Source organism: Rhabdobacter roseus, assembly GCF_014202275.1.
In the GTDB taxonomy this organism is placed as follows: domain Bacteria; phylum Bacteroidota; class Bacteroidia; order Cytophagales; family Spirosomataceae; genus Rhabdobacter; species Rhabdobacter roseus.
The window spans coordinates 503,628-520,020 of sequence record NZ_JACHGF010000002.1 but is presented as its reverse complement, the minus strand read 5'-3'; the positions used below and the strand labels follow the sequence as shown (position 1 = coordinate 520,020).

The 16,393-nt window shown below is 53.7% G+C and carries 13 protein-coding genes; 9 read left to right on the top strand and 4 right to left on the bottom strand.

Annotation, left to right across the window (positions count from 1 at the left end; genetic code table 11):
• Window positions 1-59: 59 nt before the first annotated feature.
• Window positions 60-614, top strand: a complete 555-nt coding sequence (locus tag HNQ92_RS07200) for a hypothetical protein (RefSeq protein WP_184172649.1) — start codon at window positions 60-62, stop codon at window positions 612-614.
• A 106-nt stretch (window positions 615-720) separates the two neighbouring features.
• Here HNQ92_RS07200 and HNQ92_RS07195 read toward each other — a convergent pair whose 3' ends face one another.
• The gene (locus HNQ92_RS07195) at window positions 721-2,466 is read right to left on the bottom strand and encodes an alpha-amylase family protein (protein WP_184172647.1); all 1,746 of its coding nucleotides are present in this window, start codon (window positions 2,464-2,466) and stop codon (window positions 721-723) included.
• 266 nt (window positions 2,467-2,732) lie between these two features.
• Between HNQ92_RS07195 and pgmB the strand changes: the two genes are divergently transcribed.
• The 6 genes from pgmB to HNQ92_RS07165 all read left to right on the top strand — a co-directional run bounded on the left by pgmB (window position 2,733) and on the right by HNQ92_RS07165 (window position 12,448).
• Entirely contained in the window at window positions 2,733-3,392 is a 660-nt protein-coding gene (gene pgmB, locus HNQ92_RS07190) for a beta-phosphoglucomutase (RefSeq protein WP_184172645.1), read from the top strand.
• Between the two features lie 24 nt (window positions 3,393-3,416).
• On the top strand, window positions 3,417-5,741 hold the full coding sequence (locus HNQ92_RS07185; RefSeq protein ID WP_184172643.1) for a family 65 glycosyl hydrolase domain-containing protein: 2,325 nt from the start codon (window positions 3,417-3,419) through the stop codon (window positions 5,739-5,741).
• 184 nt (window positions 5,742-5,925) lie between these two features.
• Window positions 5,926-7,263 (top strand): hypothetical protein, encoded by a 1,338-nt coding sequence (locus HNQ92_RS07180; protein ID WP_184172641.1) that lies wholly within the window; start codon window positions 5,926-5,928, stop codon window positions 7,261-7,263.
• Between the two features lie 29 nt (window positions 7,264-7,292).
• A complete protein-coding gene (locus tag HNQ92_RS07175; protein WP_246439772.1) occupies window positions 7,293-9,056 on the top strand; it encodes an ABC transporter ATP-binding protein in 1,764 nt (587 codons plus the stop codon).
• 67 nt (window positions 9,057-9,123) lie between these two features.
• A complete protein-coding gene (locus HNQ92_RS07170) occupies window positions 9,124-9,957 on the top strand; it encodes a serine/threonine-protein kinase (RefSeq protein ID WP_184172637.1) in 834 nt (277 codons plus the stop codon).
• Window positions 9,958-10,276: 319 nt separating this feature from the next.
• A complete protein-coding gene (locus HNQ92_RS07165; RefSeq protein WP_246439739.1) occupies window positions 10,277-12,448 on the top strand; it encodes a tetratricopeptide repeat protein in 2,172 nt (723 codons plus the stop codon).
• 6 nt (window positions 12,449-12,454) lie between these two features.
• Here HNQ92_RS07165 and HNQ92_RS07160 read toward each other — a convergent pair whose 3' ends face one another.
• Window positions 12,455-13,315, bottom strand: coding sequence for a hypothetical protein (locus HNQ92_RS07160; RefSeq protein WP_184172633.1), 861 nt, complete (start codon window positions 13,313-13,315; stop codon window positions 12,455-12,457).
• Window positions 13,316-13,637: 322 nt separating this feature from the next.
• Here HNQ92_RS07160 and HNQ92_RS07155 point away from each other — a divergent pair, with 322 nt between their 5' ends.
• Both HNQ92_RS07155 and HNQ92_RS07150 read left to right on the top strand, forming a co-directional pair.
• On the top strand, window positions 13,638-14,315 hold the full coding sequence (locus tag HNQ92_RS07155; RefSeq protein WP_184172631.1) for a porin family protein: 678 nt from the start codon (window positions 13,638-13,640) through the stop codon (window positions 14,313-14,315).
• 78 nt (window positions 14,316-14,393) lie between these two features.
• A complete protein-coding gene (locus tag HNQ92_RS07150; RefSeq protein ID WP_184172629.1) occupies window positions 14,394-15,086 on the top strand; it encodes a YiaD family glycine zipper/OmpA-like lipoprotein in 693 nt (230 codons plus the stop codon).
• 168 nt (window positions 15,087-15,254) lie between these two features.
• Here HNQ92_RS07150 and HNQ92_RS07145 read toward each other — a convergent pair whose 3' ends face one another.
• Both HNQ92_RS07145 and HNQ92_RS07140 read right to left on the bottom strand, forming a co-directional pair.
• Window positions 15,255-16,061, bottom strand: a complete 807-nt coding sequence (locus HNQ92_RS07145) for a glucose 1-dehydrogenase (protein WP_184172627.1) — start codon at window positions 16,059-16,061, stop codon at window positions 15,255-15,257.
• Complete coding sequence (locus HNQ92_RS07140) at window positions 16,058-16,273, bottom strand: hypothetical protein (protein WP_184172625.1); 216 nt, start codon at window positions 16,271-16,273, stop codon at window positions 16,058-16,060. Before HNQ92_RS07140 ends, HNQ92_RS07145 begins: the two co-directional genes overlap by 4 nt.
• Between the last annotated feature and the right edge of the window lie 120 nt (window positions 16,274-16,393).

The following is a 16,393-nucleotide window of genomic DNA, read 5'->3' as shown; positions in this document are numbered from 1 at the left end:
ATTGTAATAACAAGCTAATGCATAACAGCTCCAAAACTTCATCTTAAACAAGCTTAGAAATGGAACCATTGAGTAATGCAGGTAGCCAGCCCGGTACTTTGACGGGCGTATTCAGAACCCGCGATAATGCCGACCGCGCCTACGATTCGTTGATTCGGCGGGGATATACCGCCGACGAAATCACGGTACTGATGTCTGACGAAACCCACGACACCTTTAAAGAGGGCGATCACAAGTCAGACCTGGGCAACCGATCCATGGAAGGAGCCGGGGTAGGTTCCGCCATTGGAGGCACCGCCGGAGCCATAGTAGGGGCGCTGGCCGCTCTGGGTACTGCCGTAGCCCTTCCGGGCTTAGGGCTCATCATAGCGGGGCCGATCGTGGCTGGGCTCACCGGTGCCGGTGCGGGCGGCCTTACGGGTGGCCTCATTGGGGCGCTCGTTGGATCAGGTATCCCGAAAGAGCGCGCTGAATACTACCAGAGCAGCATTGAGGAAGGGGGCATCGTGATTGGCGTACTACCTCGTACCGCTGCCGAAGGCGCAGACATTGCCGACGAGTGGCGTACCTACGAAGGAGAAGAAATACACGGCCACGACACCATCGTGATCTAGTACTTGGCTTTTTAGCACCACTTTAATCAGGTACCCGAACCGGGCGAGAATTTTTTCTGCCCAGTCCGGAAGCTTGAAGTACCCCGTACGTGATGTACGGGGTACTTTACTTTACGTTGATTTCCAACAAATAAAAACCCAGCGGAGGTAGGTGCAAAGGTACCCCCGGCCCGGTAAGATCGCGGCCACTCAGTTCGATCTCCAGGCCCGCTTCCGGAAAGATTTCCTTTAAGAGATACTTCTTCTCCAAATCCAACCCTAAAGTACCCACCCAGGCCCCTTCGGGAATCCGAACGGAGGTACTGAAGCTACGTTCCCGGTCAAAGTTGTACACGCAAAGTACCTTTTGACTTTCGGTATGGCGTAGGTAGCTGTACACGCGGGTTTTGTCGTAGTTGGGGCTCTGGCCGTCGATGTTGACATATTGTAAGTCGTAAAAGCCACCCCGGTAGATGGCTTCGTGACGGCGTGAGAAGTGGTTGAGCTTTTGGTAAAAGTACCTTAGCTCCTTCTGGCGGTCCGTCAGGGCACCCCCGTCAAACTTGCCGCCGTTGACCCACTGCTGAAACTCCACGACCCCCCAGTAGTCAAAAATGCTGGTCCGGCCGTCGTCGCCCTGAAAGCCCTCCGCCTGGTTGGGCGCTACGCCTACTTCTTGCCCAAAGTAAATCATCACCGGACCCGTATGCAGGGTGGCGCTCAGGGTCATGGCGGGCAGGGCCACGAAGGCATCTCCGGCAAAAAAGCGGGAAGCGATGCGCTGCTCGTCGTGATTTTCCAGAAAGCGGAGCATGTGCTCACCAATATCCCCCGACTCCTGCTGCCATACTTCGGTAATTTCTTCTACGGTACCGCGCCCCTCCATCAGCCTGCGCAGCGCATCGTACAGCCCTACCTTGTCGTAGAGGTAATCAAAGTGCCCGTGCTTGAGGTAGTTGTGGTACTCGCGCGGGTTGTAGATTTCGGCAATGAAAATCAGGTCAGGATGTGACTCCCTGAGCTGCGGAATCACCCAGCCCCAGAACTCCACCGGTACCATTTCGGCCATGTCGCAGCGGAAGCCGTCCACGCCCTGGTCGGCCCAGAAGCGGAGCACCGTGCGCATTTTTAGCCAGGTGGAGGGGATAGGATCAAAGTAGGTAACGCGGCCGTGCTGGTAGTCTACCCCGTAGTTTAGCTTTACGGTTTCGAACCAATCGTTCTTGCTGGGCTGGGCTTGAAACACGTCATTTCCGGTAGCCTTGGCGGGGCGCTCGAGGTACATCTCCCGCATGGGTACCGGGGGAGTGATGCCCTCAGGTACTACAAAATCTTCGTGGGGGAAGTAGTAAAAATTATTGTTGGGTAGGAAGGCCTGGCTCACATCATCCTGCTCCCCAAAATCCTCCGCTCCCGACGGCTTGGCGTCCGAGCGATACTGGCGGGCTACGTGGTTGGGCACAAAGTCAATAAGTACCTTCATGCCGTGCTGGTGGGTGCGCTCCACCAGGGCGCAAAATTCCTGAAAACGCTCCTTGACGTTGACGGCTAGGTCGGGATTTACGTCGTAATAATCCTTAACGGCGTAAGGTGACCCGGCTATGCCTTTGACGATAAACGGATGATCTACTGCGATGCCGTAGGCCGAGTAGTCGGTAAGGGTAGCGTGCTCGATGACGCCCGTATACCAGATATGCGTTACGCCAAAGGCTTTCAGTTCGCGCAGCGCCACGTCATTGATGTCGTTGAACTTCCCTACGCCGTTCTCGTCTCGACTTCCGTAGAACTTGTTCGTGGTAGTTTGGTTACCAAAAAGGCGGGTGAAGATTTGGTAAATAATCAGTTTATGCGCACGGTTGTCAGGCTGAATCATGGGTTAAGGACGTTGATACGGGTACTTTAAGTAAGATAGCTTCAAAGAAAGCAGCCAGCGGCCAAAGTACCATCAATTGCCCCATTTTTTAACCATATTCTCACAAAGTACCCCCGTTCGGGCCCACTACGGAAGGGCTTAAAATTCCCAAGGTGGGCTTTACCAACCCGCGGAGGTACTTTACAGGTACTTTTCCCAAACCCGAAAGTTGTAAGATCGGCCGATAAATTGTTTATTGGGGGCACATTCACCTTGCTTTTTTTTGCATGTCCTCTTTACAAGCCTGCCTTTTTGATCTGGACGGCGTCATTGTTGACACGGCCAAGTACCATTACCTGGCCTGGCGGCACATGGCCCAGCAGCTGGGTTTTGATCTTTCCGAAACCCAAAACGAACAGCTGAAAGGCATCAGCCGCATGGAGTCGCTGGACATCATCCTGCGCCTGGGCGGCGTGGTACTTGACCAAGACACCAAAGAACAACTCGCCTCCGAAAAAAACCAGCACTACCTGGAGCTTTGCGCCCAGATAACGCCCCAGGAGGTACTGCCCGGCGTGCTGGACTTTATGAACGAAGTGCGTCGGGCCGGGATCAAAATTGGCTTGGGCTCGGCCAGTAAAAACGCCCGCCTGATCTTGCAGCACCTCGACATGCTGCCCTACTTTGATACCATCGTGGACGGCACCCTCATCAGCCGGGGCAAGCCCGATCCGCAGACATTTGCCCTGGGGGCCGCCGACCTCCGGGTACCTGCCGCGGCCTGCGTGGTGTTTGAGGATGCCGTGGCGGGCGTAGAAGCCGCCCGGGCTGCGGGCATGAAAGCCGTGGGCGTGGGCGATCCGGAGGTACTTGCCGCCGCCGACCGCGTGATTCCAGGGTTTAAGGATTTTTCGCTGCATGATTTAATGACCCTTTTCCAGAAATAGTAGTACGTAACCCTCCCCCTGTTCATGAAAAATTACATAACCCACGACGCCTGGTGTATCGTCGAAGATGGTTTTTATCCCGAACATAACGAAATCACCGAAAGCCTGATGAGCCTGGGCAACGGCCGCATGGGCCACCGCGGCAATTTTGAAGAGCGATACTCGGGCAAGTCGCTGCTGGGCAACTACGTGGCGGGTGTTTATTTTCCCGACAAGACGCGCGTAGGCTGGTGGAAAAACGGCTACCCGAGGTACTTTGCCAAGGTACTTAACGCCTGCAACTGGGTGGGGATCGATGTGCAGGTGGGGGAGGAGGTACTGGACCTAAGTACCTGCGAAGTCCGGACGTTTCGGCGGGAGCTCAACATGCGTGAAGGGGTACTTCGACGCACGGCGGTGGTGGTATTGTCGCGGGGTCGGGAGTTGAAGATAGAATCGACCCGCTTTTGCAGCCTCGTCGACGACGAGGCCGGGGCAATCCGGTACCGGCTCACACCGCTCAATTTTGAAGATACGTTCACCATTACGCCCTACCTGGACGGCAATATACGCAACCGCGACGCCAACTACGACGAAACCTTCTGGAACGAACTGCGTAAAGAAACGGGCTTTGCCGAAGGCTGTCTGCTGCTCGAAACCAAAGCCAACCCGTACGGGGTCGAGCGGTTTGAGGTAGCCACCAGCATGTGCTTTGACCTGGCGCTCGACGGCGAGCGTGTTGATTTTAAATCGCAGCCCGTGCGGGACGAGAAGTACGTGGCGGGTGTCGTGGAGGTACCTTTGAAAGAAGGCCAGGAGCTGACGGTGTACAAGTACGGCGTTAACTTGTCGTCGATGAACTACCCCAACCACCTGCTGATGGAGGAGGCATACAAGTACCTGCGGCGCGTGGCCGAGAAGGGCTTCGATGTGCTGTACGAGGAACAGGTGCGGGCCTGGGCCGAAAAATGGGAGAAAAACGACATTACCATCGAGGGTGATCTGGCAGCACAGCAGGGCATTCGCTTTAATATTTTTCATTTGCAGCAAACCTACACCGGCAAAGACGAGCGGCTGAATATCGGCCCCAAGGGTTTTACGGGCGAAAAGTACGGCGGAAGTACCTACTGGGACACGGAGGCCTACTGCCTGCCGTTTTACCTGGCTACCTCGGAGCAGCAGGTGGCGCGTAATCTGCTCGTGTACCGCTACAAGCACCTGCCCAAGGCCATCGAAAACGCCGAGAAGCTGGGCTTCAGCTTTGGGGCGGCGCTCTATCCTATGGTGACCATGAATGGCGAGGAGTGCCATAACGAGTGGGAAATTACCTTTGAGGAAATTCACCGCAACGGGGCCATTGCCTACGCCATCCACGACTACGTACGTTACACCGGCGACGAAGGGTACCTGGCCGAGTACGGCCTGGAGGTACTGATCGGGATTTCGCGGTTTTGGCGGCAGCGAGTCAACTGGTCGGCCGCCAAGCAGCAGTACGTGATGCTGGGCGTAACGGGCCCTAATGAGTACGAAAACAACGTCAACAACAACTGGTACACCAACTACATCGCTGTTTGGACGCTTCGTTATACGGCCCAGGTATACGGCCAAGTGCAGGCGCAAGAGCCTGAGCGCTGGGCCGACATCGAGGCCCGCACGCAGTTCAACGCGGCCGAAGAAGTACCCGCCTGGGAGCACATCATCCAGCACATGTACTTCCCCTACGACCCCGAGCGGCGGGTGTACCTGCAGCAGCAGGAATTTCTGGACAAAGAGCTCCTTACCGTGGATGCCATCGCCGACCAGCGGCCCATCAACCAGCGCTGGTCGTGGGACCGCATCCTGCGCTCGTGTTTCATCAAGCAGGCCGATGTACTTCAAGGGATGTACTTCTTCGAAGAAGACTTTGACGAAGAAGACCTGCGGCGGAACTTTGCCTTCTACGAACCCATGACCGTGCACGAGTCGTCGCTGTCGCCCTGCGTGCACGCCATCCTGGCGGCGCGGCTGGGGCTCCAGGAGAAGGCCTACGAGATGTACCTGCGCACGGCCCGTCTGGACCTCGACGACTATAACCACGATACCGAAGACGGCCTGCACATCACCTCCATGGCCGGTACCTGGATGAGCGTCGTGAAGGGCTTTGCCGGTATGCGGGTGCGCGACGGACAGCTGGTGCTCAATCCCTACCTGCCGGAGCAGTGGGCGTCCTACACGTTTCGACTGGGCTTTAGAGGTACCTGGATCCAGGTCGACGTACTCAAAGATAAAGTGCTGATTCATAACTTATCCGACCAAGATATAGCCGTGCAGGTACTTGGAGAAAGCCTGCGGGTAGAGGCACAGTCGGAGGCGAGTAAAAGCCTCGGCTAGCAAGGTACTTTGAGAAGGGTACCTGTACGTGCCAATGGGTGTTGAAAGGTACTTGTAGGGTACTTGTGCGGCCAGAGCAGAGCGATATACAGGTTTTCCTATACCTAAAATCCAGGTCTTTAGGGATTTTGCCGGGGGGGAGGAATGGTGACCTTTGTCAGGTACTATTTCTCCCTTAACCCGTATGTACACAAACACGACCCCGGTTCCGGCACCTGAACTCCCCGAACTTCAATCTTTTAACCAGGAGGACGAAGGCTTCTTTAACGTGCTTTTTGACATCATCCGCAAGCACCCTTTCCTGTTCACGTTTTTCTTCCTGATTCCTTTCCTGGCCCTGGTTATTTCGATGGGCTTCAAATGGCACTATGTGTTCGATGACACCGCCCACTACCTTAGCGAGTACGAAGTAGACCCCGCTACCGGCAAGTGGACCGACACCCAGGTTTACTTCAGTCCCGGCATCGACCGCTACATCCGTGACCTGGACATTGCGGGTTTGATGGGGGGCATCGTCGGGATTTTCGTGGGCTTGTTTGTGGCCATTACTACCGAGAAAATCAACCGGCAGAAAGAGCGCCTCAATCTCCAAAATATGGAGAGTATTAAGGTACAAACGTCCCTGCTGGTGGAGGCGACGCAGTCCCTCAACACCCTCATGGTAGATGTGAGCGGGAAGGTGAACGAAAAGGTACTTTTGATGGAAGGCGCGGGTGAGGTACTTGAGGGCGTCACGAAGGTCATCGAGTCGGCCAAATCGCAGGGGAACAACCTGCTGATCTTGTCCAATACTGCCCGTGTGGAGGCCATTTCGCCCTTCCGGATGGATTACGTGGCCCGGCACGCGGGCCTTAAGCCCCACGAGCTCCGTACCGCCACGCAGTTTGACTACGCCCTGAAGGTAGATGCCCTGCAGCGCGATTGCACCGACGTGAATAATAAGCTCAAAGAAGCGGCCATCTACCTCCAGAAAATGGGTAGCGACGCCCAGGTACAGGTGGTGACGCTGAACGATCAGAACGACGGGGCCAACCACGCTTTCCTGAAGTACCTGGGGAAGGTCATCAACGAGCAGGTATCGGTAGATACCTACCGCAGCGGCAGTACGGCCCTGCTCCAGCAAAACGAGCTCATCCCGCACCACAACCGCTTCATGGTACCTCAGCCCAACCACTCGCCCGAAGCCTCTGATCCGCACACCTCCCTGATCACGCAGCTCTACAACGACCACTCCCAAACCATTCGTGAAATGGCGGAACTGGGCATTGAGGTTACGAAAATTAACAAAACCCTGCCCGTGCAGCTATACATCAGCGCACCCATCGAAACCAAGCCGGGGATTCACCGGGGACTGTGCGTGTGTATTTTGGGGAGTGGCTCCACGGCCAGCGGGCGGTCCTCCAAGCTCACGGCTTTCCTGACCGAAGATCCGCACATCGTGGCGTCGATGACGGAGCTTTTCTACGACTACGAAACCGACGCCAAGTACAACACCAAGGAGTTTATCCGTCCCATCTCGTAGCCCCGCCTCCCATGAATACCTTTCATTTTATGAAAAAACTCTGGCCGTGGGTCAAAACCTACCGGACCAGCCTGGGCCTGGCGTTGCTGTTCACGATGGCGGGGGCCTTGCTGGCGCAGGTAACGCCCCTGGTGATGGAGTACTCGGTCAATCGGGTGCAGGAAATGCTCAACCATCCGGTACCTGCGCGGCAAGTGTGGACTATCGTAGGCGGTTTGGTGGCTATCTTGCTGGGGAAAGAGTGCCTTAGCCTGGGCGTACAGCTGGGACAAAAGTTTGTGAGCGACCGCCTCCGGTTCCGGCTCGGGGCCGACCTCTATGACCACAGCATCCGGCGGGTGGTGTCGTACCATTTGTTTTTCTTTTCGCTTTCCCAAAACCAAACCGGCCGCCTGGAAAAGCGAATCGACAAGGGCATCGAGAGCCTGACCAAAACCGTCAAGAATCTTTTTGTGGACATCATCCCGATGCTGGCTAACGCCGCTCTGGCCTTGTTGATTATTTACAACAAAAACTACTGGGTCGGGATTGTGGCTACGCTCATTTTGCCGCTCTACGCCTACATCAGTCGGGAGCAGTCGCACCGCCAGAAGCAGATCCGGCGGGGTATCCAAACCGTCCGCGAAGAAAAAGCCCAGGCGCTCTTTGGCCTGCTGGAGTCTATTTTTGTGGTGAAATCGTTTGTGCGCGAAAAGTACGAGTCGGGTCGGCAGCAGGTACTTAACCTCAACCTCTGCGAAAACGAGATCCGCCACCACCGCACCAACTACCTTTTTGATGGCCTCAAGAGCATTGCCGAGCAGCTGGGCGTGGTGCTGGTGTTTGTGGTGACAATCTACTTCGTACTCCAGCAGCAAATGACCATCGGGGCCATACTTCTCCACCTCATGTTGTTCAACAACGTCTCGGCCCCCGTTCGGCACCTGCACCGAATCTACGACGAGTACACCGAGGCACTCACCTACGCCGAAGGCTTCTTTGACATGATCGAAAACGACACCTACCTCCCCTCGCAAGGTACCCTCACGGCCCCGGATCTGCGGGGTGAGTTTGTGATGAAAGACGTAGATTTTGTGTACCCCAACGGCAAGCAAGCCCTGAGCCAGGTTAACCTGCGGCTGGCTCCCGGCAAAACCACCGCGCTGGTGGGGCTCTCGGGCGCGGGCAAAAGCTCGGCCATGAATCTGCTGGCTGGCTTTTTCGAGCCTACCCGCGGCCAGGTACTGCTAGACGGCCAGCCCATTGCGGCCTACGACAGCGATTTTGTGCGGCAAAACGTAGGGCTCGTGATGCAGAAGAACCATATTTTTGGGGGTACTATCGAAGAAAATATCCGCTACGGGAAGCTGGATGCTACGGCGGCGGAGGTAGAAGAAGCGGCCCGTAAAGCCAGCCTGCACGAGCAAATCATGCAGCTCCCCGAGGGCTACGCTTCCGAAGCGCGGGCGCTCTCGGGCGGGCAGCAGCAGCGCATTGCCATTGCCCGTTTGTTTCTTAAAAATCCCCCCATATTGTTTCTGGACGAGCCCACCGCCAGCCTGGACGCCATCACGTCCGAGCAGATCAAAGACAGCCTCGACGCCATTAAAAAAGGACGTACGGTCCTAATTATTTCCCACGCCATCAGCCAGATCATGGACGCCGACCAGATCTATGTCCTTAAAGACGGCCACCTGATCGGCGAGGGTACGCACGAGTCGTTGTACCAGTCGGGCGGGCTCTACCGCGAGATCATCGAATCCAACGCCCGTACGCTCAACCTGGGGCGGCTGGCGGCTACGGTACTGGGGTAGTTGCCTCTGCCTCAGGTACCTCGAGATTATTAAAAAAAGTAGCTAAGTACCTCTATTACTGACAACCATGCACCCACCGCTCAAAGGATACGAACTCAGGCGCTGGCTCGGGACGGGCGGAGCGGGGGAGGTATACCTTGCTTACCACCCGGCTACGGACCGCCAGGTGGCTATAAAGTTTCTTCACGACGCCAAGCAGGGCCAGCGCTTTCAGAACGAAGCCCGCATCCAGGCGTCGGTAGAGCATCAGCACATTGCCAAAGTATACGATTTTTGCGTGGAATTAAAACGCACCTACCTGGTGATGGAGTACGTCGATGGGGTTACGCTTCATCACTACATCCGCCAGCGCAAGTACCTCAGCGAAGTGGAAGCGCTACCGCTTTTCGGCCAGGTAGTTTCGGCCGTAGCGTACTTGCACGAGGCAGGGATTATTCATCGTGACTTAAAGACGGACAACGTCAAAATCACCTCCCGCTCCGAAGCCAAGCTACTTGATTTCGGGATTGCGAAGGCCAGCTATACCCCACGCTTCACCCGCGAGGGGCACGTGGTGGGTACTTCCGGGTACATGGCCCCCGAGCAGCTAAACGGAATGCAAGATTCCCGCTCCGACTGCTGGGCTTTGGGGGTGATTCTGTACGAAATGCTAACGGGGTACCTGCCCTTTACGGCCAAAAAAGAAACCGAATGGCAGCGCAAAATTGCCAAGGGAGAGTACCTGAGTCCGTCCCTGCTCAACCCCGCCGTCTCCAAGCAAAGCCAGAACCTGATCCAGGGATTGTTACAGACCCAGCCCGCCAAACGGCTTAGCGCCAATCAGGTACTTGACATGATTACGCTGGGAGGTGCCGCAAAAATAAAGTGGCTGGCAGGCCTGAAAAATCTCTTTAAAAAATAGACGTCTGGCGAAGATACAACCGGAGTGATTCATTTTTTTGTGTTCAAAAAGGAAAGAAAGACGGGATCACCCATTGGGACAACAAGCATTTGAAATAGTCTTTTTTTTATAAAAATTGACCCGTTACTAAATAAACAGGCCCATCCTTGCCCGATTTTTGCAATTTTGTCAAGATTCTTGTAGGTTCGGGTAAATGCCATCACTTACGTACATGGTTTGGAAACGTGTAAGTCGTAAACTTGTCGGCCTGGGTTTGGTGTGGATAGCGGGTAGTGGCTCTGGCGCTATAGCCCAGGATTTCCGCGAGTGCCAGCAGGTTATGGAACGTCTTATCCCCGTTTTTAACCAGTCTTTTCAGGATAATAATCCCGCTCTGCTGCACAGCCCTCAGTACCGGCGTGACCTCCTTGACCTTAAAAAACGCTACGAAACGTACCATCGCCAACTATATACTTCCGCCGATTCCCTCCAGTTTGTAAACAACGAGGCCGTTATTCAGGCCCTATCGGGGGATTTTACTAAGTCCTACCGCCTGATGGAATCGCTGAATTTGGGTACCGACGAAAACCGCTTCCGATACCATCGGGGACTTATTCGTTTACTCACCAAGCATTATCCGGCTGCCCGGCTGGATTTTCAGGACAATAAAGAAAGCAAATACGCCACCCTGAATACCCTCGTAGCCTACGGCCGTGAAGGCCGGACCAGCGACGGCCTTACCTACGCGGCTACTACCCCGCACGGTGCTACGGCCGGCAAATGGAACTACAACACAGCCCTGCTCTACAAAGCGCTCGGGCAGCCGGAAGAGGCCGTCAATGAGCTGGCGGCGGCCATACGGCAAAAGGATGAGTTGATCGCCTACCGCTTGCAGCGGGGCGACCTCCTGATGAAGCTCGGAAAGGATAAAAAGGCCGTGGACGATTTTGAGAAGGTAGCCCGCCGCCATCCCAAAGCCCAAATTCGCTACGCCTTCGCGCTGCTTTCGCTGGAACGATTCGCCGCCGCCCGCTACGTTTTTGACCAGTACCTCGAAACCGGTGACCGCGCCTTTCGGGGAGATGCGTACCTGGGCATTGGCCACGCGCTGTACGGACTGCGGCAGCTTAGTGAAGCCCAGCGCTACTACCGCATTGCGGCTACCTTTCGTAAGGGCGATCCCGTGGCGCTTTGTGGCCAGGGCAACGTACTGCTTACCAAGCGCGACTACCGGGCGGCAAAGGTACTTTTCGACCGAATCTTGCGTGACTATCCTACCTACCTGCCCGCCTACCTGGGCCGAGCTGTAGCCTACTATGGCCAGCAGAAGTACCCCGAAACCCTGGCCGATTTTTCAAAAGCCGAGCGCCTGCTTGACGAAAATAAGCACTCCCTGGCGGATGTGTTTGTCTGCAAAGGGTACGCAGAATACTACTTAAAAAAGACATCCGCCGCCCAAGCCGACTTTCAACGCGCCATTCGGCTGGACGCTGGCCGCTACGAGGCGCTGGCAGGTATGAGTGGCATTCTGATTGACCAGAAGAAGTACCCCGAGGCGGGCCAGTACCTGGCCAAAGCGCTCAATTATGAGAAAAACTACGACCGGATGTGGAGCAATTACGGCAACCTACAGCTCCACTTTGATATGTATAAAAAAGCCTATGAATCCTTTCGGCGGGCCAGGTTGCTCAATCCCGCCAACATCAAGGCGCAAAATGGCTGGGGAGTTGTGTTGCTGGAAAGCGATCAGCTGGATCGTTCGCTAAGCCTATTTGATAGTTTGGTCCAGGCCAATCCTACGATTCCTTACCTGCTGAATAACCGCGGCATTGTGCAGGCCTACCACGGCAACCGCCACGAACAGCGCCAGCAGTACCAGGAGGCCAGTAGCCGGTACGAAGCCGCTTTTAACGATTTTAAGGCGGGCATGGCCGCGGCTCCGGCGCGCCGGTTTTACAACGTCAATCAAGGGAATGTATATCGGTATTGGGAAAAGTACGATGACGCCCGGATGAGCTACCAGGCCTACCAGGACAAAAGTGCCATCAATAATACGGCCGTGATGTACGCAGGCCAGGAAAGGATAAAAGACGCCAAGTACTACCTGGGCGTCGCTCTACAGATCGACTCAACGCACCGGGTTTTTCAGTTTAATATGAACCTCCTGGTGAAGGATAAACACAAGGAATTGGCTCGGGCGGTGGCCTCGGCGCGCGACGACGGGCCCTTTTCGGACATTGGAATTAAATACAGTCGGGATGGTTTCGTGACTATCTATTTATACGACTACGAGTATGATACCCTGCAATTTCCGGGGCGGCACTACCTGCCACTACCCGTTGAGGAGTACGGCGAAGATTATTTTATTCCCGAATACGACTTTCAGTTGTTACCCTACGAGGCCAAAAAAGGCCCCACTCCTAAAAAGAAGCGGGGTACTTACAAGCAGCAGAAAATCACCATGCCGGGAAGGAGCCGCCGGGTTGGTACCCAGTGTCCCGATTTGTTCTAGCCGACCTCAACGGTACAGTTCGCTTTCGCGTAGGGACGGATGCTGCAGGGGTACTTTGTGCTTTTTGCCGGAAAAGAAGCCATACAGGGCCGCGAGCGCAAGCAAGAAGATCATTCCGGCCGCCGTGTAGATGATCGAGTAGTACGTTAGCTCACTTTCATTCCGCTTCCAGATGATGCCCAGGAAAGCCCAAATGGCCGCCAGGGCTACGTAGGGATTTATTAATTTCAGTGAAGTATAAAGTACCACGAGTCCTCCTACTACCACCATGATGACCGCCCAGGAGTCATTTTCCAGGCCTCCGGTCCAGTTGATAGCCACCAGCCAGGTAGTAATATTCAGAATAGTGGCGATGCAAATCCATCCTAAATAGAGGCCAAACGACGCTTGCGTAAGGAAACGTTCACCCGTACTGAGGTAGGGCTGCAAGTTATACAATCCCAGGTTGATCCGGATCAGTGAGGCGAGAAGTACCAGCATAATGGCTACGGAAACGGGTAACAGCTCGTAATGCCAGGCTACAATCCAGCAGGCGTTCAATAGCGAAGAAGCAAAAAACCACCCTTTAATATTGTGTACCAGGGTATTGACTACACTGCGTTCAGTCCGGAAGAGGCCTTTTAGTTGGTAAAGCGTAAAAACGCCCACCAGTAAATAGATGAGCCCCCATATGGAGAAGGTACTTCCGGCCGGGACGATTAGGTTTGTGTATTTATCCGATAAGGCCCCGGTGGTATTGCCATTGATAGGGAGCCAATTGGCCAGGAAATTAAGCCCTACCATGAGCAAGAAGCCCAGCAGATTAAGTACCTGCCAGGTACGGGTTCTTGCCGTGGGCAAATCGTAGAGAGTGGTTTTGGTTTCCATAGCGCGTCGTGAAAAAGGTAAAAGCTTTTACTACCCATTCGTAGTTCCAAAGGTGTACCAGATGGAACAATAAGAAAATGATTAGAAGCATGGGTATTTAATTCCCCGATTTTGGGTAAATTTCCATTTTCTTACCTAGGTACCTTCGTTCGGAGGAAAGTGTTTAGGTTTTAATTCGCCTCCCTTTTTTTGTACTATTTGCTTCATTCTGTGACGGATGACCAATCGAGGGTAGGTACTTGAAATCCAAAGAGGTACTTTTAGTAGGAACAGGGAATAAAAGTTTCACAAAAGGGTATAGTACTAAAAAACCATTTTGACTATGAAACTTACTAAAACCAGAATACTCTTCTTCGTTGCAATCCTTATTGCAACCTCGCAGGTAGCCACGGCCCAACGCTCTTTTCGGTTTGGTGTAAAAGGAGGCGCAAACCTTTCTTTACTTAAAGGAAATGATGTGTTTGCTGCCAGCAGTGCCAATCCTTCCATCCGCATTGGTGAAAACACCACCCGGCTTACCGGATTTGTGGGTGGGGTCTTTGCCCGTTTTGGGAATTCACTCTATCTCCAGCCCGAGCTGTTGCTTTCCCAAAAAGGGGGTACGTTTAACGTATACCGTGATGGACTCACTAATGATCGTAATGAAGTAGACGTACGCTTTACCAACCTGGATGTACCCGTCATGGTGGGGATCCGGATCGGTCAGGTACTTCGGCTCAATGCCGGCCCGGTAGCCTCTTTGCAGCTAGCCCAAAACGGCGGCTTGCGCGAGGCTCTTAACGAAGTTGGGGCCGTATCCGTACGCGACAACTTCAACCGCGCCGCCCTGGGTTACCAGGCGGGAGTTGGGTTTGACATTGGGAATCTAAGTCTGGATCTTCGCTACGAAGGAAATGTCACGAATATCGTGGACGTCAATACCAACAACTCGAACCTTAATTCTCAGCTTCAGCGCAAGGGCAATCTATGGCAGGCGACTGTAGGCTTTGCCATCTTCTAATTAATGAAAGAGAAGTCATGTCGTAAGTACCCCACGACGAGGAGGAGTTATTCTTGTACTCACTAATTATATTGATCTATGAAAGCAGTAACCATAGGGCTCGTTGCGCTCACCTTAGCGGCATCCAGCCTAAGTAGTTGTAAAAATAGCAAGTTATCAAGGCAGGAAAAGGGCGCGCTTATTGGCGTGGGAGCCGGTGGAGCAGCCGGAGCAGCCATTGGAAAAGCCGCGGGCAATACCGCCGTGGGGGCCATCATTGGTGCCGCCGTGGGGGGCTCAGCCGGAGCAGTAATTGGCATCTACATGGATAAGCAGGCCAAAGAGCTTGAAAAGAGCGTGGAGGGTGCTAAAGTGGAACGCGTAGGAGAGGGAATCCGGATGACTTTTGATTCGGGCTTGCTGTTCGGGTTTGATTCCGCAGAGCTTACGAGCGCTACCAAAAAGAACCTGGATAACCTGGCGGAGGTACTTCAAAAGTATGAAGACACCGAAATATTGATTGAAGGCCATACCGACGGACAAGGTACCGAGGCTTACAACCAGAAGCTGTCGGAGCGTAGAGCCGCCGCCGTAGCCCAGTACCTGCGCTCGGATAAGGTGGCTCGTAAACGGCTCGATACCGTTGGCTACGGTAAAATGCAGCCTATTGCCTCCAACGATACCGAGGCGGGTCGTCAGCAAAATCGGCGGGTTGAAGTGGTTATTGTGGCCAATGAAAAGCTTAAAAAGGACGCCGCTCAAGGTAAAGAAGCGGCCGTTTTGAAAAAATAAACCAGGTGATTTAACAGCTATAGATTAGTTAGCGCCTATCAAAAAAACTCCCACAGGTACCTGTGGGAGTTTTTTTGATTATTTCTTTTGCCCAAGAGCGTTTGTCTCGTTGTGTTAAAAATAATGTACATTGCTACTTACAAGGTACCAGACTTAGTATTAATTGCCTTAGCCGTTGTCCGAGAACTCAGGATAAAGGGTCATACCGCCGTCGATGTAGATGGTTTCTCCGTTTACGTAGTCCGACTCGTCCGAAGCCAGCCAGGCTACGGCCTTGGCGACGTCTTCTGCTACTCCAATCCGTTGGTAGGGGATGAGTTTGAGTAGTTCTTTTGCCTTTTCTTCATCTTCCCACACGTCTTTGTTAATAGCCGTTTTGATGGCACCCGGACTTACCGCGTTGACCCGTATTTTGTGTGGGGCCAATTCCTGAGCAATAGAGCGCATCAACATGAGAATACCACCCTTCGATGCCGCGTAATTGATGTGGCCCGCCCAGGGAATGATGTCATGCACCGAACTCATCATGACCATCTTGCCGATAGCCGTCGAGGACTTCTTGCCCTTGGCCTGCTTCATGAACTGGCGGGCGGCCTCCCGGGTACAGAGAAACTGGCCCGTAAGGTTGATGTCAATTACCTTTTGCCACTGATCCAGCGTCATATCCAGAAAGGGGGCATCTACCTGCATACCCGCGTTACTGACCAGAACATCCAGCTTTCCGTATTCTTTAAGGGTAGCTTCGTAAAGTTTCAGTACAGCGTCTTCTTTGCTCACATCTGCTTTTACTATGATCCCCTTACCGCCCTTCTTTTCCACCTCTTCCAACACTTCTTCCGCTTTGTCTTTACCGCTGTGGTAGTTGATCACGACGTTGGCTCCCTGGCCTGCCATATGAATGGCGCAGGCTTTGCCGAGCCCAGAGCTGGCTCCCGTTACAATAACAGTCTGATTTTCAAATTTTCCCTGACTCATATGGCTTCCCGATCTGCTTTTTTAAGTCGTTTCCATACTTGCCGATTTACACTCTTCACGGCCCAGTTCTTAGCTACGTTAATGGCCTCACGAATTGCCTCCTTAGGCGATACCCGTTGATGTAAAATCATTTGTTGAGCGATCACTATCGCTCTTTCACGCGTTGTAGGCGATAAATAAGCTAATTCAGGAGAATGGATGTTGAAGTTCATATCTGTTTATCGTTTGTTGAACAATGCTTGCTTTAAAAAAACGATACCAATTCCTTTAGGTAAATCCATTACCCAATGAAGCAGGCTATTTTATTTTTGTCAATGGTGCGGGGTAAAAAA

Coding starts and splice junctions, on each gene's coding strand:
- HNQ92_RS07200 (WP_184172649.1), top strand. CDS start 60: ATGGAACCATTGAGTAATGCAGGTAGCCAGCCCGGTACTTTGACGGGC.
- HNQ92_RS07195 (WP_184172647.1), bottom strand. CDS start 2,466: ATGATTCAGCCTGACAACCGTGCGCATAAACTGATTATTTACCAAATC.
- pgmB (WP_184172645.1), top strand. CDS start 2,733: ATGTCCTCTTTACAAGCCTGCCTTTTTGATCTGGACGGCGTCATTGTT.
- HNQ92_RS07185 (WP_184172643.1), top strand. CDS start 3,417: ATGAAAAATTACATAACCCACGACGCCTGGTGTATCGTCGAAGATGGT.
- HNQ92_RS07180 (WP_184172641.1), top strand. CDS start 5,926: ATGTACACAAACACGACCCCGGTTCCGGCACCTGAACTCCCCGAACTT.
- HNQ92_RS07175 (WP_246439772.1), top strand. CDS start 7,293: ATGAAAAAACTCTGGCCGTGGGTCAAAACCTACCGGACCAGCCTGGGC.
- HNQ92_RS07170 (WP_184172637.1), top strand. CDS start 9,124: ATGCACCCACCGCTCAAAGGATACGAACTCAGGCGCTGGCTCGGGACG.
- HNQ92_RS07165 (WP_246439739.1), top strand. CDS start 10,277: ATGGAACGTCTTATCCCCGTTTTTAACCAGTCTTTTCAGGATAATAAT.
- HNQ92_RS07160 (WP_184172633.1), bottom strand. CDS start 13,315: ATGGAAACCAAAACCACTCTCTACGATTTGCCCACGGCAAGAACCCGT.
- HNQ92_RS07155 (WP_184172631.1), top strand. CDS start 13,638: ATGAAACTTACTAAAACCAGAATACTCTTCTTCGTTGCAATCCTTATT.
- HNQ92_RS07150 (WP_184172629.1), top strand. CDS start 14,394: ATGAAAGCAGTAACCATAGGGCTCGTTGCGCTCACCTTAGCGGCATCC.
- HNQ92_RS07145 (WP_184172627.1), bottom strand. CDS start 16,061: ATGAGTCAGGGAAAATTTGAAAATCAGACTGTTATTGTAACGGGAGCC.
- HNQ92_RS07140 (WP_184172625.1), bottom strand. CDS start 16,273: ATGAACTTCAACATCCATTCTCCTGAATTAGCTTATTTATCGCCTACA.